15 protein-coding genes are annotated in these 13,605 nt (G+C 67.0%); 7 read left to right on the forward strand and 8 right to left on the reverse strand.

Annotation, left to right across the window (positions count from 1 at the left end; all coding sequences use genetic code 11):
- Positions 1 to 61 precede the first annotated feature (61 nt).
- Entirely contained in the window at positions 62 to 1,660 is a 1,599-nt protein-coding gene (locus tag ACT54L_RS22100; RefSeq protein ID WP_476087800.1) for an acyl-CoA synthetase, read from the forward strand.
- Between the two features lie 43 nt (positions 1,661 to 1,703).
- Here the strand turns inward: ACT54L_RS22100 and msrP are convergent, their stop codons facing one another.
- The 5 genes from msrP to ACT54L_RS22125 all read right to left on the reverse strand — a co-directional run bounded on the left by msrP (position 1,704) and on the right by ACT54L_RS22125 (position 5,818).
- Positions 1,704 to 2,675 carry a protein-methionine-sulfoxide reductase catalytic subunit MsrP gene (gene msrP, locus ACT54L_RS22105; protein ID WP_476087802.1) on the reverse strand — a complete coding sequence of 324 codons (972 nt, stop codon included), beginning with the start codon at positions 2,673 to 2,675 and terminating at the stop codon, positions 1,704 to 1,706.
- A 76-nt stretch (positions 2,676 to 2,751) separates the two neighbouring features.
- Positions 2,752 to 3,249, reverse strand: coding sequence for a DUF992 domain-containing protein (locus tag ACT54L_RS22110; protein ID WP_476087803.1), 498 nt, complete (start codon positions 3,247 to 3,249; stop codon positions 2,752 to 2,754).
- A gap of 5 nt (positions 3,250 to 3,254) precedes the next feature.
- Positions 3,255 to 3,743, reverse strand: a complete 489-nt coding sequence (locus ACT54L_RS22115) for a DUF992 domain-containing protein (RefSeq protein WP_476087804.1) — start codon at positions 3,741 to 3,743, stop codon at positions 3,255 to 3,257.
- Between the two features lie 209 nt (positions 3,744 to 3,952).
- On the reverse strand, positions 3,953 to 4,435 hold the full coding sequence (locus ACT54L_RS22120; protein ID WP_476087805.1) for a DUF992 domain-containing protein: 483 nt from the start codon (positions 4,433 to 4,435) through the stop codon (positions 3,953 to 3,955).
- 180 nt (positions 4,436 to 4,615) lie between these two features.
- On the reverse strand, positions 4,616 to 5,818 hold the full coding sequence (locus tag ACT54L_RS22125) for a pyridoxal phosphate-dependent aminotransferase (protein WP_476087807.1): 1,203 nt from the start codon (positions 5,816 to 5,818) through the stop codon (positions 4,616 to 4,618).
- Between the two features lie 240 nt (positions 5,819 to 6,058).
- Here ACT54L_RS22125 and ACT54L_RS22130 point away from each other — a divergent pair, with 240 nt between their 5' ends.
- Positions 6,059 to 6,709: a glutathione S-transferase family protein gene (locus ACT54L_RS22130; RefSeq protein ID WP_476087808.1), complete on the forward strand. Its 651-nt coding sequence runs from the start codon at positions 6,059 to 6,061 to the stop codon at positions 6,707 to 6,709.
- A 186-nt stretch (positions 6,710 to 6,895) separates the two neighbouring features.
- Positions 6,896 to 7,255 carry a hypothetical protein gene (locus ACT54L_RS22135; RefSeq protein ID WP_476087809.1) on the forward strand — a complete coding sequence of 120 codons (360 nt, stop codon included), beginning with the start codon at positions 6,896 to 6,898 and terminating at the stop codon, positions 7,253 to 7,255.
- Positions 7,256 to 7,977: 722 nt separating this feature from the next.
- Here ACT54L_RS22135 and ACT54L_RS22140 read toward each other — a convergent pair.
- Both ACT54L_RS22140 and ACT54L_RS22145 read right to left on the reverse strand, forming a co-directional pair.
- The gene (locus ACT54L_RS22140; RefSeq protein ID WP_476087921.1) at positions 7,978 to 8,328 is read right to left on the reverse strand and encodes a DMT family protein; all 351 of its coding nucleotides are present in this window, start codon (positions 8,326 to 8,328) and stop codon (positions 7,978 to 7,980) included.
- A 301-nt stretch (positions 8,329 to 8,629) separates the two neighbouring features.
- Positions 8,630 to 9,928 (reverse strand): alanine racemase, encoded by a 1,299-nt coding sequence (locus ACT54L_RS22145; RefSeq protein WP_476087810.1) that lies wholly within the window; start codon positions 9,926 to 9,928, stop codon positions 8,630 to 8,632.
- A gap of 267 nt (positions 9,929 to 10,195) precedes the next feature.
- Between ACT54L_RS22145 and ACT54L_RS22150 the strand changes: the two genes are divergently transcribed.
- The 4 genes from ACT54L_RS22150 (at position 10,196) to ACT54L_RS22165 (ending at position 12,909) form a co-directional block, all read left to right on the forward strand.
- A complete protein-coding gene (locus ACT54L_RS22150) occupies positions 10,196 to 10,654 on the forward strand; it encodes a hypothetical protein (RefSeq protein WP_476087811.1) in 459 nt (152 codons plus the stop codon).
- Complete coding sequence (locus ACT54L_RS22155; RefSeq protein ID WP_476087812.1) at positions 10,651 to 11,304, forward strand: ribonuclease T2 family protein; 654 nt, start codon at positions 10,651 to 10,653, stop codon at positions 11,302 to 11,304. Before ACT54L_RS22150 ends, ACT54L_RS22155 begins: the two co-directional genes overlap by 4 nt.
- A gap of 36 nt (positions 11,305 to 11,340) precedes the next feature.
- Complete coding sequence (locus tag ACT54L_RS22160; RefSeq protein ID WP_476087814.1) at positions 11,341 to 12,204, forward strand: 23S rRNA (adenine(2030)-N(6))-methyltransferase RlmJ; 864 nt, start codon at positions 11,341 to 11,343, stop codon at positions 12,202 to 12,204.
- Between the two features lie 111 nt (positions 12,205 to 12,315).
- Positions 12,316 to 12,909 carry a glutathione S-transferase family protein gene (locus ACT54L_RS22165; protein WP_476087815.1) on the forward strand — a complete coding sequence of 198 codons (594 nt, stop codon included), beginning with the start codon at positions 12,316 to 12,318 and terminating at the stop codon, positions 12,907 to 12,909.
- A gap of 61 nt (positions 12,910 to 12,970) precedes the next feature.
- Here ACT54L_RS22165 and ACT54L_RS22170 read toward each other — a convergent pair whose 3' ends face one another.
- Positions 12,971 to 13,360 carry a DUF1236 domain-containing protein gene (locus ACT54L_RS22170; RefSeq protein WP_476087817.1) on the reverse strand — a complete coding sequence of 130 codons (390 nt, stop codon included), beginning with the start codon at positions 13,358 to 13,360 and terminating at the stop codon, positions 12,971 to 12,973.
- Between the last annotated feature and the right edge of the window lie 245 nt (positions 13,361 to 13,605).

Genomic DNA, 13,605 nt, shown 5'->3' on the forward strand with positions numbered 1-13,605 from the left:
CGCGCCGGCACAGACCGGCCGCGGAGACGCGCCTATGCGCGTGGCATGCGGGGAGGACGAGATGGCCCGGAGCTATGACGAAGCGGTGCGCGGATTCCGCTGGAACCTGCCCGCGCGCTTCAATATGGGCGTCGCCTGCACCGATGCCCACGCCACCGGCGCCGGCAAAACGGCCCTGATCTTCGTGGAAGAGAGCGGCGCCGTCATCCGCTACACCTTCGAGGATCTCGCCCGCCTCACCAACCGCTTCGCCAATGTGCTCCTTGCTGCCGGCCTCACGCGCGGCGACCGGGTGGCGGTGTTCCTGCCCCAGGCGCCGGAGACGGCCATCGCGCACCTGGCCGCCTTCAAGGCGGGCATGATCTCGGTGCCGCTCTTCACCCTGTTCGGCGACGAGGCGCTGGAATATCGGCTGTCGGCGTCCGGCGCCAAGGTGCTGGTGACGGACCTTGCGGGCCTGGCCAAGCTCGACCGGGTGCGCGACCACCTGCCCGCCCTCACCCATGTCTATGTGATCGGACCCGACAGCGGCGGCGCCCTCTCCTTCGACGCGGCGCTGGAGAAGGGCTCGGACCGCTTCACCCCGGTGGACACCACCCCGGACGATCCCGGCATCATTATCTTCACCTCCGGCACCACGGGAAATCCCAAGGGCGCGCTGCACGGCCATCGCGTGCTGCTCGGCCATCTGCCCTGCCTGCAATTCGTCCACGAGGACATGCCCCAGCCCGGCGACCTGCATTGGACGCCGGCCGACTGGGCCTGGATTGGCGGGCTGTTCGACGTGCTGTTCCCGACCCTGCATCTGGGCGTGCCGGTGCTGGCCTATCGGGCCAAGAAGTTCGATCCCGACGCCGCCATGGCGCTGATGGCGAACCAGGGGGTCCGCAACGTCTTCCTGCCGCCCACGGCGCTGAAGCTGCTGCGCCAGGCGGATGTGCGCCAGGAGGGGCTGAAGCTGCGCTCGCTGCTCACCGGCGGCGAGACGCTGGGCAGCGAGCTGGGCGCTTTCGTGCAGGAGCGGCTGGGCGTCGAGGCGCGGGAGATTTACGGCCAGACCGAATGCAATCTGGTGGTGGGCTCCAATTCCTCCTTCTTCCCCATCCGTCCCGGCGCCATGGGCAAGCCTATTCCGGGCCATGACGTTCAGATCGTGGACGAAGGGGGCGCTCCCGTGCCGCCCGGCACCGAGGGTCATATCGGCATCCGCCGGGGCGATCCGGTCATGATGCTGGAATATTGGAACAATCCCGCCGCCACCGCCGCCAAGTTCGCGGGCGATTTCCTGCTGACCGGCGATCTCGGCCGGCAGGATGAGGACGGCTATCTCTGGTATGTGAGCCGTTCAGACGATGTCATCACCTCCGCCGGCTATCGCATCGGCCCCGGCGAGATCGAGGATTGCATCCTCAAGCATCCGGCTGTCGCGCTGGTCGGCGTGGTGGGGGTGCCCGATCCGGTGCGCACCGAGGCGGTGAAGGCCTGGGTGGTGCTGAAGCCCGGTGTGGAGGGCACAGACGAGCTGGCCACCGAGATCCAGCGCCACGTGCGCGAGCGCCTCTCCGCCCACGAATATCCCCGCGCCGTCGCCTTCACCGACGCCTTGCCCATGACCGCCACGGGCAAGATCCTGCGCCGGGAATTGCGGTCGCGGGGATAGAACCTGTTCCGATCAGGCCTACGGGACGGGGCGCCCCCTCCCCTCACATGAACAGGTTTTCCTTTGGGCTCATGCCCTTATAGAGGTCGGCCACATAGGCCCCATAGCCGTTATAGAGGAGCGTCGGACGGCGCTGGCCGGTGCCGATGTCCTCTTCGGTCGCCTGGCTCCAGCGGGGATGGGCCACTTCCGGGTTCACATTGGCCCAGAAGCCATATTCGGAGCCCTGGATCACCTCCCAGAAGCTCTTGGGCCGTTCCTCCACGAACGACACCCGCACGATGGCCTTGATGGACTTGAAGCCATATTTCCAGGGCAGCACCACCCGCAGCGGGGCGCCGAACTGGTTGGGCGCGGGCTTGCCATAGACGCCGGTCACCATGAAGGCGAGGTCGTTGGTCGCTTCCGCCATGGTCACCCCTTCCACATAGGGCCAGGGATAGAAGCGGCCGGACTGGCCGGGCGCCACCGCCTTGTCGAGGAAGGTCTCGAAGCGCACATATTTGGCACTGCTCAAGGGCTTGGCGACCTCCACCAGCGCCTTCATGGGAAAGCCCGTCCACGGCACCGCCATGGACCAGGCCTCCACGCAGCGATGCCGGTAGAGCCGTTCCTCCAGGGTGACGGACTTCAGGAGATCGTCGATGGCCACTTGCTTCGGCTTCTCCACCAAGCCATCGAACGTGATGGTCCAGGGCCGCACCTTCAGGCGGGAGGCGGCGCGGGTGACGTCCTTGGACGTGCCGAACTCGTAATAATTGTTCACCGTGCTCGACACCTTCTCGGGCGTCAGCGGCCGGTCCAGCGTGTAGGCGTCGTTGCGCTTGGCGGGATAGAGGTCGGCGGACGGGTCCGGGACGTCAGCCGCCCGCTGGGCCTGCGCCAAGGCCGGCAGGGCGGTCGCCCCGATCAGTCCCGCCCCTGCGCCGAGCAGCGCCCGGCGCGACAGGAAAATGTGCTCGGGTGTGGCCGCGCTCTCCGGGATCTCCCAGCCGCGGGTACGCCGAATGTGCATGCCAAATCCTCCGTTCGGGCGGAGGATTGCGGCCACGGGGGCCGCAAGGCAATTCAAACGGGCGTGTGGACCGCCATCAGCGGCGGTTGGGCGGCGGCGCGGGGTTGAGGGTGAGCGTTGCCCCCGCGATCGTGATGGACAGGCCGCTATCGGCGGACACGCTCAAAGGCTGAAGGGAAATGCCGTTGGCGGCGTCCTTGGAAACCAGCACATTGGCGGTAAAGCCGGGCCCGAGCGCGGCGCCGCTGGCCAGGCCCACATATTGGCCGGCCAGGGCGCCGGGGGTGAGCTGCGGGCTGGTGGCCAGCACCATCCACAGCATGGAGCCCTGATCGGAAACGCCGAAATCCAGGCCCGCCCGCTCCAGCGTGCCCACATAATGCTGGTTGACGCCGGCGGCGGGGCGGAACTCGCAGGTCACCGCGCGGGTGGAGCCGAAGCCATAGGCGACGGCGGCCGCCCCCCGGCATTCCAGGAGGCCCGCCTCCACCTTGACGCTGTCTTCGGCCCGCAGGGGCGCTGTTGCGGCAAGGCAGAGCAGGCTGCCGGCGAGGAGGGGGGCGACGCGGTTCATGATGCTCAGGGGGTCGGGGTCAAGGTCAGGTCGGAAATGCCGGCGGCCACTGCCATGCCGGTATTGCCCTGGAGCGAGAGCGGCTGAAGCACGATGGTCTTGTTGGACCCGCCCAGCAGCACATTGGCGCCCGCGCCCAGGCCCCAGGCCGCATCGGCGCTGACGCCCACATAGCTGCCCTTCAGGTCGCCCGGAGCGGGCGCAGTGGTGGGGGCGAACACCGCCCAGCCCAGCGTGCTCGGGCCGGTGAAGCCGATGTCGATGCCGAACCGCGCAACCGTGCCCTTATAGGTGCCCACCGTCTTCAGCGCGTTGGGCGCGCCGGTCTGCAGCTCGCAGGTCATTTCCCGCATGGAGCCGATCACGAAGCCGACGGCGGGCTGGACCTTGCACATGAGCAGGCCGGCCTGGACGCGGGCGGGCGTCTGGGCGGCGGCAGGCAGGACGGCGCAGGCGGCAAGCGCGAGGCCGGCGATGATGGAAGACGGACGCATCTGATCCCCCTCTGGGTGGTCAAGGACAGCTCGAAGTCCCGGTTCGGACACAGGCCCGCGCATCCTGCGCGGGGTGTGATTCCAACCGCGGGCGAAGCCAACCCCATTCAACGGGCGAATGTGGCAAGCCTGCGCTCCGTCTTACGGAATTACCAACGAAAACGGGCGCCCATGGGGCGCCCGTTGCGACATTGCCGCGCGTGCGCGGATCAGCGCAGGGTCAGCTCGGCAACGCCCAGCGCCACGTTGAAGCCGGTCTGGCCTTCGACGGACAGGGGCTGCAGGGCGATGGTGTTGTTGGAGCCACCCACCAGGGCGTTGGCGCCAAGGCCGACGCCGAGCGCCGCATTGGCGGACACGCCGGCATAGGTGCCGCGCAGGTCCTTGGCACCGATCTTGGTGGTGGGGGCGAGCACGGTCCACACCAGAGCGCCCTGGCCGGACACGCCGATGTCGAGGCCGAAGCGACGCACGGTGCCGGCGTAGGTGCCCTTCGGGGCGCCCTTCACGGACGGACGCAGCGTGCAGCTCATCTCGCGCACGGAGCCGATGATGAAGCTGACGTTCGGCGCCATCTGGCAGGTCAGCACGCCCACCTGCACGCGGGTCTGCGCCGCGGCGGGAGCGGCGGCGAACGCGAGGGCGGAAGCGGCAAGAGCGGCCGCGAAACCAGCCTTCACAAAAGTCTTCATGGTCTCTTCCTCCAAAGGACACCGGCCTCGCGGACCGCGCGATGGCCGGCGCACCGAAGCCTTAGCTCGGCACGCCCGGTTCGCCAACGCCAGGACTTCCCGAATGTTTCGCAAAAGACGCCAAAATGGCCAAGATTGCGAAAATATCTGCCGGACGCCCTACCCGCGTCCGGCAAAGCCTCAGCTCAGGCTGCCGCAGAAGCGCTGGATGCGCGTGCACGCCTCTTCCAGGTCCGAGGTGGCCGTGGCGTAGGAGATTCGGAAGGCCGGGCCGAGGCCGAAGGCCGAGCCATGCACCACCGCCACATTCTCCGCTTCCAGCAGCTCGGTGGCGAAGTCCTCGTCATTGGCGATGACCTTGCCCGAGGGCGCGGTCTTGCCGATGGTGCCGTCGCAGAACGGGAAGACGTAGAAGGCGCCCTCGGGCTTGGGGCAGGTAAGGCCCTTGGCCTGGTTCAGCATGGAGACCACCAGGTCGCGCCGCTCCTTGAACACCGCATTGTTGCGGGCGATGAAGTCCTGCGGCCCGTTCAGCGCTTCCACCGCCGCCCACTGGGCGATGGAGGAGGGATTGGAGGTGGACTGGGACTGCAGCGTGCCGATGGCCTTGATGAGCGGCTCGGGACCGGCGCCGTAGCCGATGCGCCAGCCGGTCATGCAATAGGCCTTGGACACGCCGTTCATGGTCAGCGTGCGGTCATAGAGCGAGGGCTCCACCTGGGCCGGGGTGACGAACTTGAAGTCGTCATAGACCAGGTGCTCATACATGTCGTCGGTGAGGATCCACACGTGCGGGTGGCGCACCAGCACGTCGGTGAGCGCCTTCAGCTCGTCATAGCTATAGGCGGCGCCCGACGGGTTGGACGGCGAGTTGAAGATCAGCCACTTGGTCTTGGGCGTGATCGCCGCTTCCAGCGCCTCGGGGCGCAGCTTGAAATTGTCGGCCAGCGTGGTGGCCACCGAAACGGGGGTGCCGCCGCAGAATTCGACAATATCGGGATAGGACACCCAATAGGGGGCGGGCACGATGACTTCGTCGCCGGGGCCAACGGTGGCCACCAGGGCGTTGAACAGCACCTGCTTGCCGCCGGTGCCCACGGTCACCTGGCTCGGCTTGTAGTCGAGGCCGTTCTCGCGCTTGAACTTCTTGACGATGGCGGCCTTCAGCTCGGGAATGCCGTCGACGGCGGTGTAGCGCGTCTCGCCCCGGCGGATGGCGGCAATGGCCGCTTCCTTGATGTTCTCGGGGGTCTCGAAATCCGGCTCGCCGGCGGACAGAGCGATCACGTCCCGCCCCTGCGCCTTCAGCTCACGGGCCTTGTTGGAGATGGCGATGGTGGCGGACGGCTTGATGCGCTTCAGGGCGGGCGACAGGAGGCTCATGGCCAAAAGGCTCCGAACTCCCGCACCCCGTTGGTCGCGCCGGGCGGCGCGGGAGAACAGGGCGCGGTGGATGGTATGAAGCACCGGCGGCGTCATGCCCGCCGATGCGTGCACCTGTTCTTACCGGAGGCCCATTTGCCGAACAAGCAAGGATCGTGAATGGCTGCGCCCCGCTTTGTTGATGGGACCGCTTGCGGAGCGGCGGGCGCAGGGCCATCTAGCGAGCGCCGGGAGGGCGCTGTGCTTACACTTTATTCCACGCAGTCATCTGGGAATTCCTATAAGGTGCGGCTGCTGCTGGCCAGGCTCGGCCTGCCCTTCCGCCTGGTGGAAGTGGACATCTTCGCCGGCGAGCATCGCACGCCCGAATTCCTCGCCAAGCACCCGGAAGGGCGCCTGCCGCTGCTGGAATTCGAGGACGGCACCACCTTGCCGGAATCCAATGCCATCCTCTTCTATCTGGCGGAGGGTACGCCCCTGTTGCCCGCCGACCGGCTGGCGCGGGCGGAGGCGCTGCGCTGGATGTTCTTCGAGCAGAACAATCACGAGCCCGGCATCGCCCAGGCGCGCTTCTGGCTGAACCAGGTGCGGGGCGGACGCGAGTTGCGCACCCATGACATCGACCGCTGGATGGAAGAAGGCTACGGGGCGCTGCGCATCATGGAGCGCCATCTCCAGCTCACCCCCTTCTTCGCGGGTGACCAGCTGAGCGTGGCAGACCTTGCCCTTTATCCACATACGCACGTGGCGCCGGAAGGTGACTTCGATCTGTCACATTTCCCTGCCGTGGAGACCTGGCTCGCACGGGTCGAACAGGCCCCCGGCCACGTGCCCATGACGTGGCGTCCCGAAGCGGTGGAGCCCTGTTCCTGGCGGCTCGCGCGGGTGTGATCCAAGCCCTGGTTCGGCCACGTTTTTTCCTTGCCCGGCCGCGAAGCCGCCACATTCACAACCAGCTCGGCAGTCATTTTTCCACAGGACCGAGGGAACCGAATCGCCGCACGCCGACGTTGAGGGAACCGAGACTCACCGCCTTTGCGCACCACGCGGAAAGGCACTGCCAGTAGCGAGACCATCATGTCCGAGTTTCGTGAGTACGGAATGCTTCAGGCGGGCACCTCCGCCGCCGATCCGGACGCGCTTGCTCGGGTCGTGCGCAATCACAAGGCCGGCGATGCCATGACCCAGGCGGCGATCACCGTGGCGCTGATGATCGCCATCTGCGCGGTGACCTTCGTCCTGACGCTGGACCGCGCGGCGGCCGCAACGCTCCTGCTGGACGATGCCGGCGGGCCGTCCTTTGCCTTTGGCCTCGCCATCGGCGCCGGCGTGGCGGCACTGGGCACGGCGGTGCTGCTGGGCCAGCGCCTGCAGGACAAGCGCGACGCCCGCCTGCGGCCGGCGCCCGTTCCGGTGCGCGCGCGCCGCCCCAACTGATCCTTTTCGCGCCGGGCTGCGGCCGGGCATAAGATGAAGCTGAAGGCACGGCCGGCGTGGCAACACGCCGGCCGTTTTCGTTTGGGCATGTGCATTGGCACCCGGCGGCCCGCGCCTGGGTGCATGGGCGGCGGAACGTGCCCCTGCCGCTCGCCCTGCCCCATGGGGATTACAGGCCGCCGGGCCAACCCTCCCTGCCGCCGCCTCTCCTCCCGATCGCCCGCAGAGCGGAGCGAGATCTCCTCCCGCGTGACCTCCGCCTGACGCGGCCGCAGCCCTCGAGGGTGCACTTGCCGCCCTGAAGCTCCGCCCCTCCCCGGCCCCGATCCCCTCCAATCCGCTTCCAATTCCTGACCGTCGGCTGCCCGCGCGGGGGGCCGTCGGCGGGATGACGCGCAAGGAACGCGGCATGAGGCGCATGCGCCTGTGCTCGCACGGCACCGGAATGGCGGGACGGGAGGCCGATGGGGCGGCGATCCAGGCGAAGATTGTTCTTAAAGTGAGATATTAACCATAATGAATTGATAAAAATAGTAAATTACCAACTCTTAAAGCGACGCCGCCGCCGGAAGAAAGCGCGCACTCCTGTTCAAGCTTCAAGTTAAGTGGTCGCTTTAATAACGGTATTTTTCTCAAATATATCAATAGTTTATGGTTAATGTTTTAGATTAAGAATTAAGAGAGGCGCGAGCTCCCCTCCCCTTCCGCGTCTCCGGGGGACCTCAGAACTTGTGAAAAATGAAGTAGGCGCCCGCGATGATGAAGGCGAAGCCCACGGCGTGGTTCCAGCCCAGCGGCTCCTTCAGGTAAAGCACTGAAAAACCAGCAAAAACCACCAGAGTGATGACCTCCTGGATGGTCTTCAGCTGTGCCGTGGTGTAGAAGTCCGACCCCATACGGTTCGCCGGTACCGCCAGACAATATTCAAAGAAGGCAATGCCCCAGCTCGCCACCACCGCAATGGCCAGAGCGGTGGTTTTGTACTTGAGGTGGCCGTACCACGCGAAGGTCATGAAGACATTGGAGGCCAGCAGCATCACAATGGGCAGGACGGCATTGAGGGAGACGGGCATGGGGGCTCCGAGGACGACGGGCCCCGGTGTGGTCAAGGCCGCGCCGCCACCCTCGCCGCTCGCCCCTTAACGGCGGCTCTCCAAGGCTTGGGTCGCCGCAGTCCGGTCTCCGGCATGGTTAAGGGATGCCTATTGCATGCGCCGATCAGCCTGCACCGCAGGCTGATCGGATCAGGTATTCTCTCTCAATGTGAATCGCCCTCTAGCGCCGGCTGTCCCCCCGGCCCTGGCCAACAAAAAGGCCGGCCCCACAGGGAGCCGGCCTCTTCAACCACAAGCCTTTTGCCGGGCGCGAGGCGCCTTAGCGGTTCTCCACCGGCACCGTCCCGTCTTCTCCCCGGCTGTCACCCCCGATCCGCCGGTCTCCCCCGGTCCGCCGCTCCGGCTCGGCCACGACAAAGCCCGGCACATTGGGCTCGAACGGCTCGGCCACCTCCACGAAGGTGTCGGGATAAAAGCCGTTGAAGCGGGTGCGCAGGGACAGCGAATAGGCGCCGATATGGCCGATCTCGATCCAATCCCCCGTATCCACCGTCTCCGGCAGATAGAAGGGACGGGAGAGCACGTCCACGCTGTCGCAGGTGGCGCCATAGATGCGGAACGGCACCATCTTGTTGGGGTCCCCCGAGCGCCGGCGGCGGGCGGGATCGGGAATGTGGTTCACTGGCAAGAGCAGCTTGCCGGTCCAGCTGTCGGAGAGCGAGGACCAGATGCCGTCATTGATATAAAGACGCTGGCCCTTCTTCAGCATCACCCGGGTGATGACCGAATAGGCCCGCGCCACGATCACCCGGCCAGGCTCGGCCACCAGCGGCGTGCCGGAAAAGCCGTATTTTTCCACCGCGCCCAGAATGGAGCGCATCAATTCGCTGAGCGGCGGCATGGCCGCATTGGGCTTGCGGGGATCAAGCGCATAGGAGGCGGGAAAGCCGCCGCCAATGTCCAGCTCCACAATCGGCACCTTGGCGGCGTCGCGCACCTCCGCAGCGGTGGCGATGGCCCGCTCGAAGGTGGTGGGGTCTTCCATCTGGCTGCCCACATGGAAGCAGATGCCGCACTTGAAGCCGATATTGTCGATGCGCTGGAGCAGCTCGGCCGCATGGGCGGGGGCGGCGCCGAACTTCTTCGACAATTCGTAGGCCGCCTCGCCCTTCGAGGCGATGCGCACGAACAGGGTGAATTCCTCGGGGTCGAGGTCCAGCGCATGGACGATGCGCAGCACCTTGGCCACCTCGTCCTCGTGGTCCACCACCGTCACCCGCACGCCATAGCGCTCCAGGGCGAGGCGGATGTCGGACTGGGCCTTGACCGGATGCATGTAGAGCAGCTCGCAGGCGGGCGCGACCGCGCGGGCGGCGGCAAATTCCGCCGGGCTCGCCACGTCGAACACGCCAACCCCGGCCCGCGCCAGTTCGGCCAGCACCTGGTCCTCGCCATTGGTCTTCACCGCATAGGCGGTCTTACCGGGAAAGGCCGCCATGAAGGCGCGGGCATCCTGCGCCAGCACGGACGGGCGGAAGCAATAGACCGGCTGGTCGGAGCGCAATTGGAGCGCGGCTTCGCGCCCGGTGGTGAAACGCGGGAGATTTTGTTGCGCCACGCCTGAACCTTTCGTCGCGGCGCCCCCCGTCACGACCCGGGGAGCGAAACCGGATTTGGACATGATCCCTCATCCAAGACACAAGCCGATGTCACTGGTGCCACCCACCCTTGGGCCGGTCAACGGCCGTTCGCACCCATCGCAGGCGGGGATTGCTCCAAGATTGCGCGCTTTTCCGGGCGAGTGTTGCCCCCATGCGCTTGACCGTGGCGCGCAGGCGCAGCATCGTCCGGCAAGTTTTGTCGGGTTGAGGGACGGGAGCTGAGCATGGGTCTCACGGTGCGTAGCGGACGGGCAGGCCTTGCGGCAGTCATCGCCTGTGCCCTTTCGGCGTCCGCGGCCGGTGCCGCGTCTCTGCTCGATAATTTCTGGCTGCCCAACGACAAATATACTGGCGAGCTGCCCGTGTGCAGCGAGCCCCTGGCGCTCGGCACCATCTCCATGCGGTTCGCCGAGACCGAGCGCATGTATTGGAACAGCGCGCTCAACATCAACAGCTTCTCCAATGTGCGCGAAGTGGCCTATCGCCCCTGGGGCGAGGGCTTCCAGCCGCGCCGCTATTGCAGCGCCACCGTGGTGCTGTCCGACGCCAAGCCGCACCAGATCTTCTATTCCATCATCTCCGATGCCAGCTTCCAGGGCTATACCTGGGGTGTGGAGTGGTGCGTGACGGGGCTGGATCGCAACCTCGCCTATGCGCCGGACTGCAAGATGGCCCGTCCGTGATCTCTCGCCTGCTGGCGGCGCTGGTCGGGATTCTCGTCCTCGGCGCCGGCGCGGGACAGGCCAAGGACGATTCCCCGGGCACGTTCGATTTCTACGTGCTCGCATTGTCCTGGAGCCCGACCTATTGCCTGGGCGAGCGGGCAAGTCCCGCCCAATGCCGCACCGCCACGCCGCGCGGCTTCGTGGTGCATGGGCTGTGGCCGCAATATGCCCGCGGCTTCCCCGATTTCTGCCAGTCCCCTGCCCCCTATGTGCCGGACGAGGTGATTTCCGGCATCACCGACCTCATGCCCAGCAAGGGCCTTGTCCTGCATGAGTGGCGCCGCCACGGCACCTGCTCGGGCCTCTCCCCGGCCGCCTATTTCGGCGCGGTGCGCAACGCCTCCAGCCATGTGAAGCTGCCGGAAGCGCTCATTGCGCCCGCCGCCACCTTGCACATGACGCCCCAAGACGTGGAAAACGCGTTCCGGGCTGCCAATCCCGGCCTGGAAGGGGATATGATCGCGGTGAGCTGCGCCAATGGCCGCCTGAAGGAGGTGCGTGTGTGCCTCACGCGCGACTTTGCCTTCACCTCCTGTCCCGAAGTGGACCGCCGCGCCTGTGGCGGAGGACGCCCCCTTGACGTGCCGCCGCCGCGGCCCCTCCCCTGAGCGGCCGCGCCCGCGCAACCGCCGGAACGCCCGTCCATGAACTATCGCCACGCCTTCCATGCCGGCAATCCGGCCGACGTGATGAAGCATGCCGCCTTGGCGCGCATCCTCACCTATCTCGCCCGCAAGGAAACCCCATACCGGGTGGTGGACACCCATGCCGGGGCGGGCCTCTATGACCTCGCGGGCACCAATGCCCAACGCACCGGCGAAGCGGAGTTGGGCATCGAGAAGGTGCTGGCCGCCGCCGATGCCGGCGAGATCGCCGCCCCGGCCCTGGCTCTGCTCGCCCCCTATCTGGACGCCATCCGCGCCCTGCGCGCCCACGCCGGCCCCAAGCGCTACCCCGGCTCCCCGGCGCTGGCCCTGGCCCTGGGCCGTCCGCAGGACCGGTTCCTGTTCTGCGAGCTGCACCGGGAAGAAAAGCAGAAGCTGGAAAAGCACATGGGCGAGGACAAGCGGGCCAAGGTCCTGCTGCAGGACGGCTGGCACGCCATCGGCGCCCACCTGCCGCCGCGCGAGCGGCGTGGCCTGCTGCTGGTGGACCCGCCCTTCGAGGAGCCCGGCGAGTTCGACCGCATGCGCCTCGGCCTGAAGGCCGCCTATGAGCGCTTCGCCACCGGCACCTTCATGTTCTGGTATCCCATCAAGGATTTGCGGGCGGTGGACGCCTTTCGCAAGGATGTGGCGCGGCTCCACATGCCCAAGACGCTGCGGGTGGAAATCGATTTCGCCGAGACGCGCAGCCTCGACACCCTGTCCGGCTCCGGCCTCATCATCGTCAATCCGCCCTTCACCCTGGCGGAGGAGATGCGCACCATACTCACTGCCCTGGCCCCGCTTCTGGCGCGGGACGGCAAGGGCCGGGTGCGGGTGGGCTGGCTGACGCCGGAGGGCTGAGCCGGCGCAGCGGGGCGAAAAGTGCGGCCCGGCCCCTATCTCACGGCGGCGAAGCCGGCTACGGCTTTAGGCGAACCCGCACAAGGGTCTTCCCCTTCCAAGAGAGTTCGCATGCGTCTTCGCTATTCCCCCACCTCGCCGTTCGCCCGCAAGGTCCGCGTCGCCGCCGCTCTGGTTGGCATCCCGCTGGAACTGGACGTGGCCGATACCCTCAACCCCGACGCCACCCTGCGCAGCCAGAATCCGCTGGGCAAGATCCCGATCCTGCTCCGGGAGGGCAAGGGGCCGCTCTATGATTCCTCGGTGATCCTGGCCTATCTCGACCATTTGTCCGGCGGGCGCCTGCTGCCCTCCGACCCCGAGGCCAGGTTCGAGGAAATGCGCCTGGAGGCCCTGGCCGACGGCATTGCCGACGCCGCCCTGCTCCAGGTCTATGAGGTGCGCTTCCGGCCGGAGGAGCATCGGGTGGCCAAGTGGCTGGCGCACCAGGCCGGCAAGGTGGCCGCCGCCCTCGACGCGCTGGAAGCCTCGCCCCCGCCGGCGGATCGCGATCCCACCGTGGGCGACATCGCGCTCGCGTGTGCGCTCGGCTATCTGGACTTCCGCCTGGAGGGCCGCTGGCGGGCGGATCATCCGCGCCTTGTGGCCTGGTACGACAGCTTCGTGAAGCGCGCGCCCCTGTTCCTCGACAGCGCCCCGTCCTGATCGGCACATGAAAATGGCCGCCCCCGCGCTGCGGGAGCGGCCATTTTTGGGATCAGCGGGCTTAGCGGACGATCTGGATGACCTTGCGGGTCTCGGGATCGACGATCACACGCTGGTCATTGACCACGGTGTAGCGATACTTTTCATACTTGGGCACTGCATAGACCTGCACGTCAGGCGGCAAGGGCTCACCCACCACCACCTCGCGCTCGACGCGGTAGGAGGGGCGGTTTTCTTCCAGCACATAGGTGCGCACTTCCGCCGGTGGCTCGGCTGCGGCACCCATGGTGGCGCCCACCGCACCACCCACCACCGCGCCTACGGGACCACCGACCACGGCGCCCACGGCCGCGCCACCAATGGCGCCGGTGGCGGTGGACGCCTGGGCGAAGGCGAAACCGGGAGCGAGCGCAGCAAGAACAACCGCGCCGGCACAAAGATGATTTCGCATGGATCTCTCCTGTCTAGCGAACCATCTAACAAACGCCGGAAGCGCCACTGTGTTCCCGCAGAGTTATACATGATGCCTTCTGCACTGCGGCAAGAAGAGCTCCGTGAGGCCTCAGGGTTGGGGGCCGGGGCCAGCGCGCAAGAGTCCCAGACCACAAAAAACCGGCGCATTCGCCAGCCCGCAGGGGCCGGCGAGACAAACATCCTTCCCCACCCTTGGTTCCCGACGCGCCCGAAGGCGCGGCG

The organism is Aquabacter sp. DMC10 (genome assembly GCF_056314145.1).

Bases quoted from the DNA above. Each gene is read 5' to 3' on its own strand.
- ACT54L_RS22100 (WP_476087800.1), top strand. From the start codon at position 62: ATGGCCCGGAGCTATGACGAAGCGGTGCGCGGATTCCGCTGGAACCTG.
- msrP (WP_476087802.1), bottom strand. From the start codon at position 2,675: ATGCACATTCGGCGTACCCGCGGCTGGGAGATCCCGGAGAGCGCGGCC.
- ACT54L_RS22110 (WP_476087803.1), bottom strand. From the start codon at position 3,249: ATGAACCGCGTCGCCCCCCTCCTCGCCGGCAGCCTGCTCTGCCTTGCC.
- ACT54L_RS22115 (WP_476087804.1), bottom strand. From the start codon at position 3,743: ATGCGTCCGTCTTCCATCATCGCCGGCCTCGCGCTTGCCGCCTGCGCC.
- ACT54L_RS22120 (WP_476087805.1), bottom strand. From the start codon at position 4,435: ATGAAGACTTTTGTGAAGGCTGGTTTCGCGGCCGCTCTTGCCGCTTCC.
- ACT54L_RS22125 (WP_476087807.1), bottom strand. From the start codon at position 5,818: ATGAGCCTCCTGTCGCCCGCCCTGAAGCGCATCAAGCCGTCCGCCACC.
- ACT54L_RS22135 (WP_476087809.1), top strand. From the start codon at position 6,896: ATGTCCGAGTTTCGTGAGTACGGAATGCTTCAGGCGGGCACCTCCGCC.
- ACT54L_RS22140 (WP_476087921.1), bottom strand. From the start codon at position 8,328: ATGCCCGTCTCCCTCAATGCCGTCCTGCCCATTGTGATGCTGCTGGCC.
- ACT54L_RS22150 (WP_476087811.1), top strand. From the start codon at position 10,196: ATGGGTCTCACGGTGCGTAGCGGACGGGCAGGCCTTGCGGCAGTCATC.
- ACT54L_RS22160 (WP_476087814.1), top strand. From the start codon at position 11,341: ATGAACTATCGCCACGCCTTCCATGCCGGCAATCCGGCCGACGTGATG.
- ACT54L_RS22165 (WP_476087815.1), top strand. From the start codon at position 12,316: ATGCGTCTTCGCTATTCCCCCACCTCGCCGTTCGCCCGCAAGGTCCGC.
- ACT54L_RS22170 (WP_476087817.1), bottom strand. From the start codon at position 13,360: ATGCGAAATCATCTTTGTGCCGGCGCGGTTGTTCTTGCTGCGCTCGCT.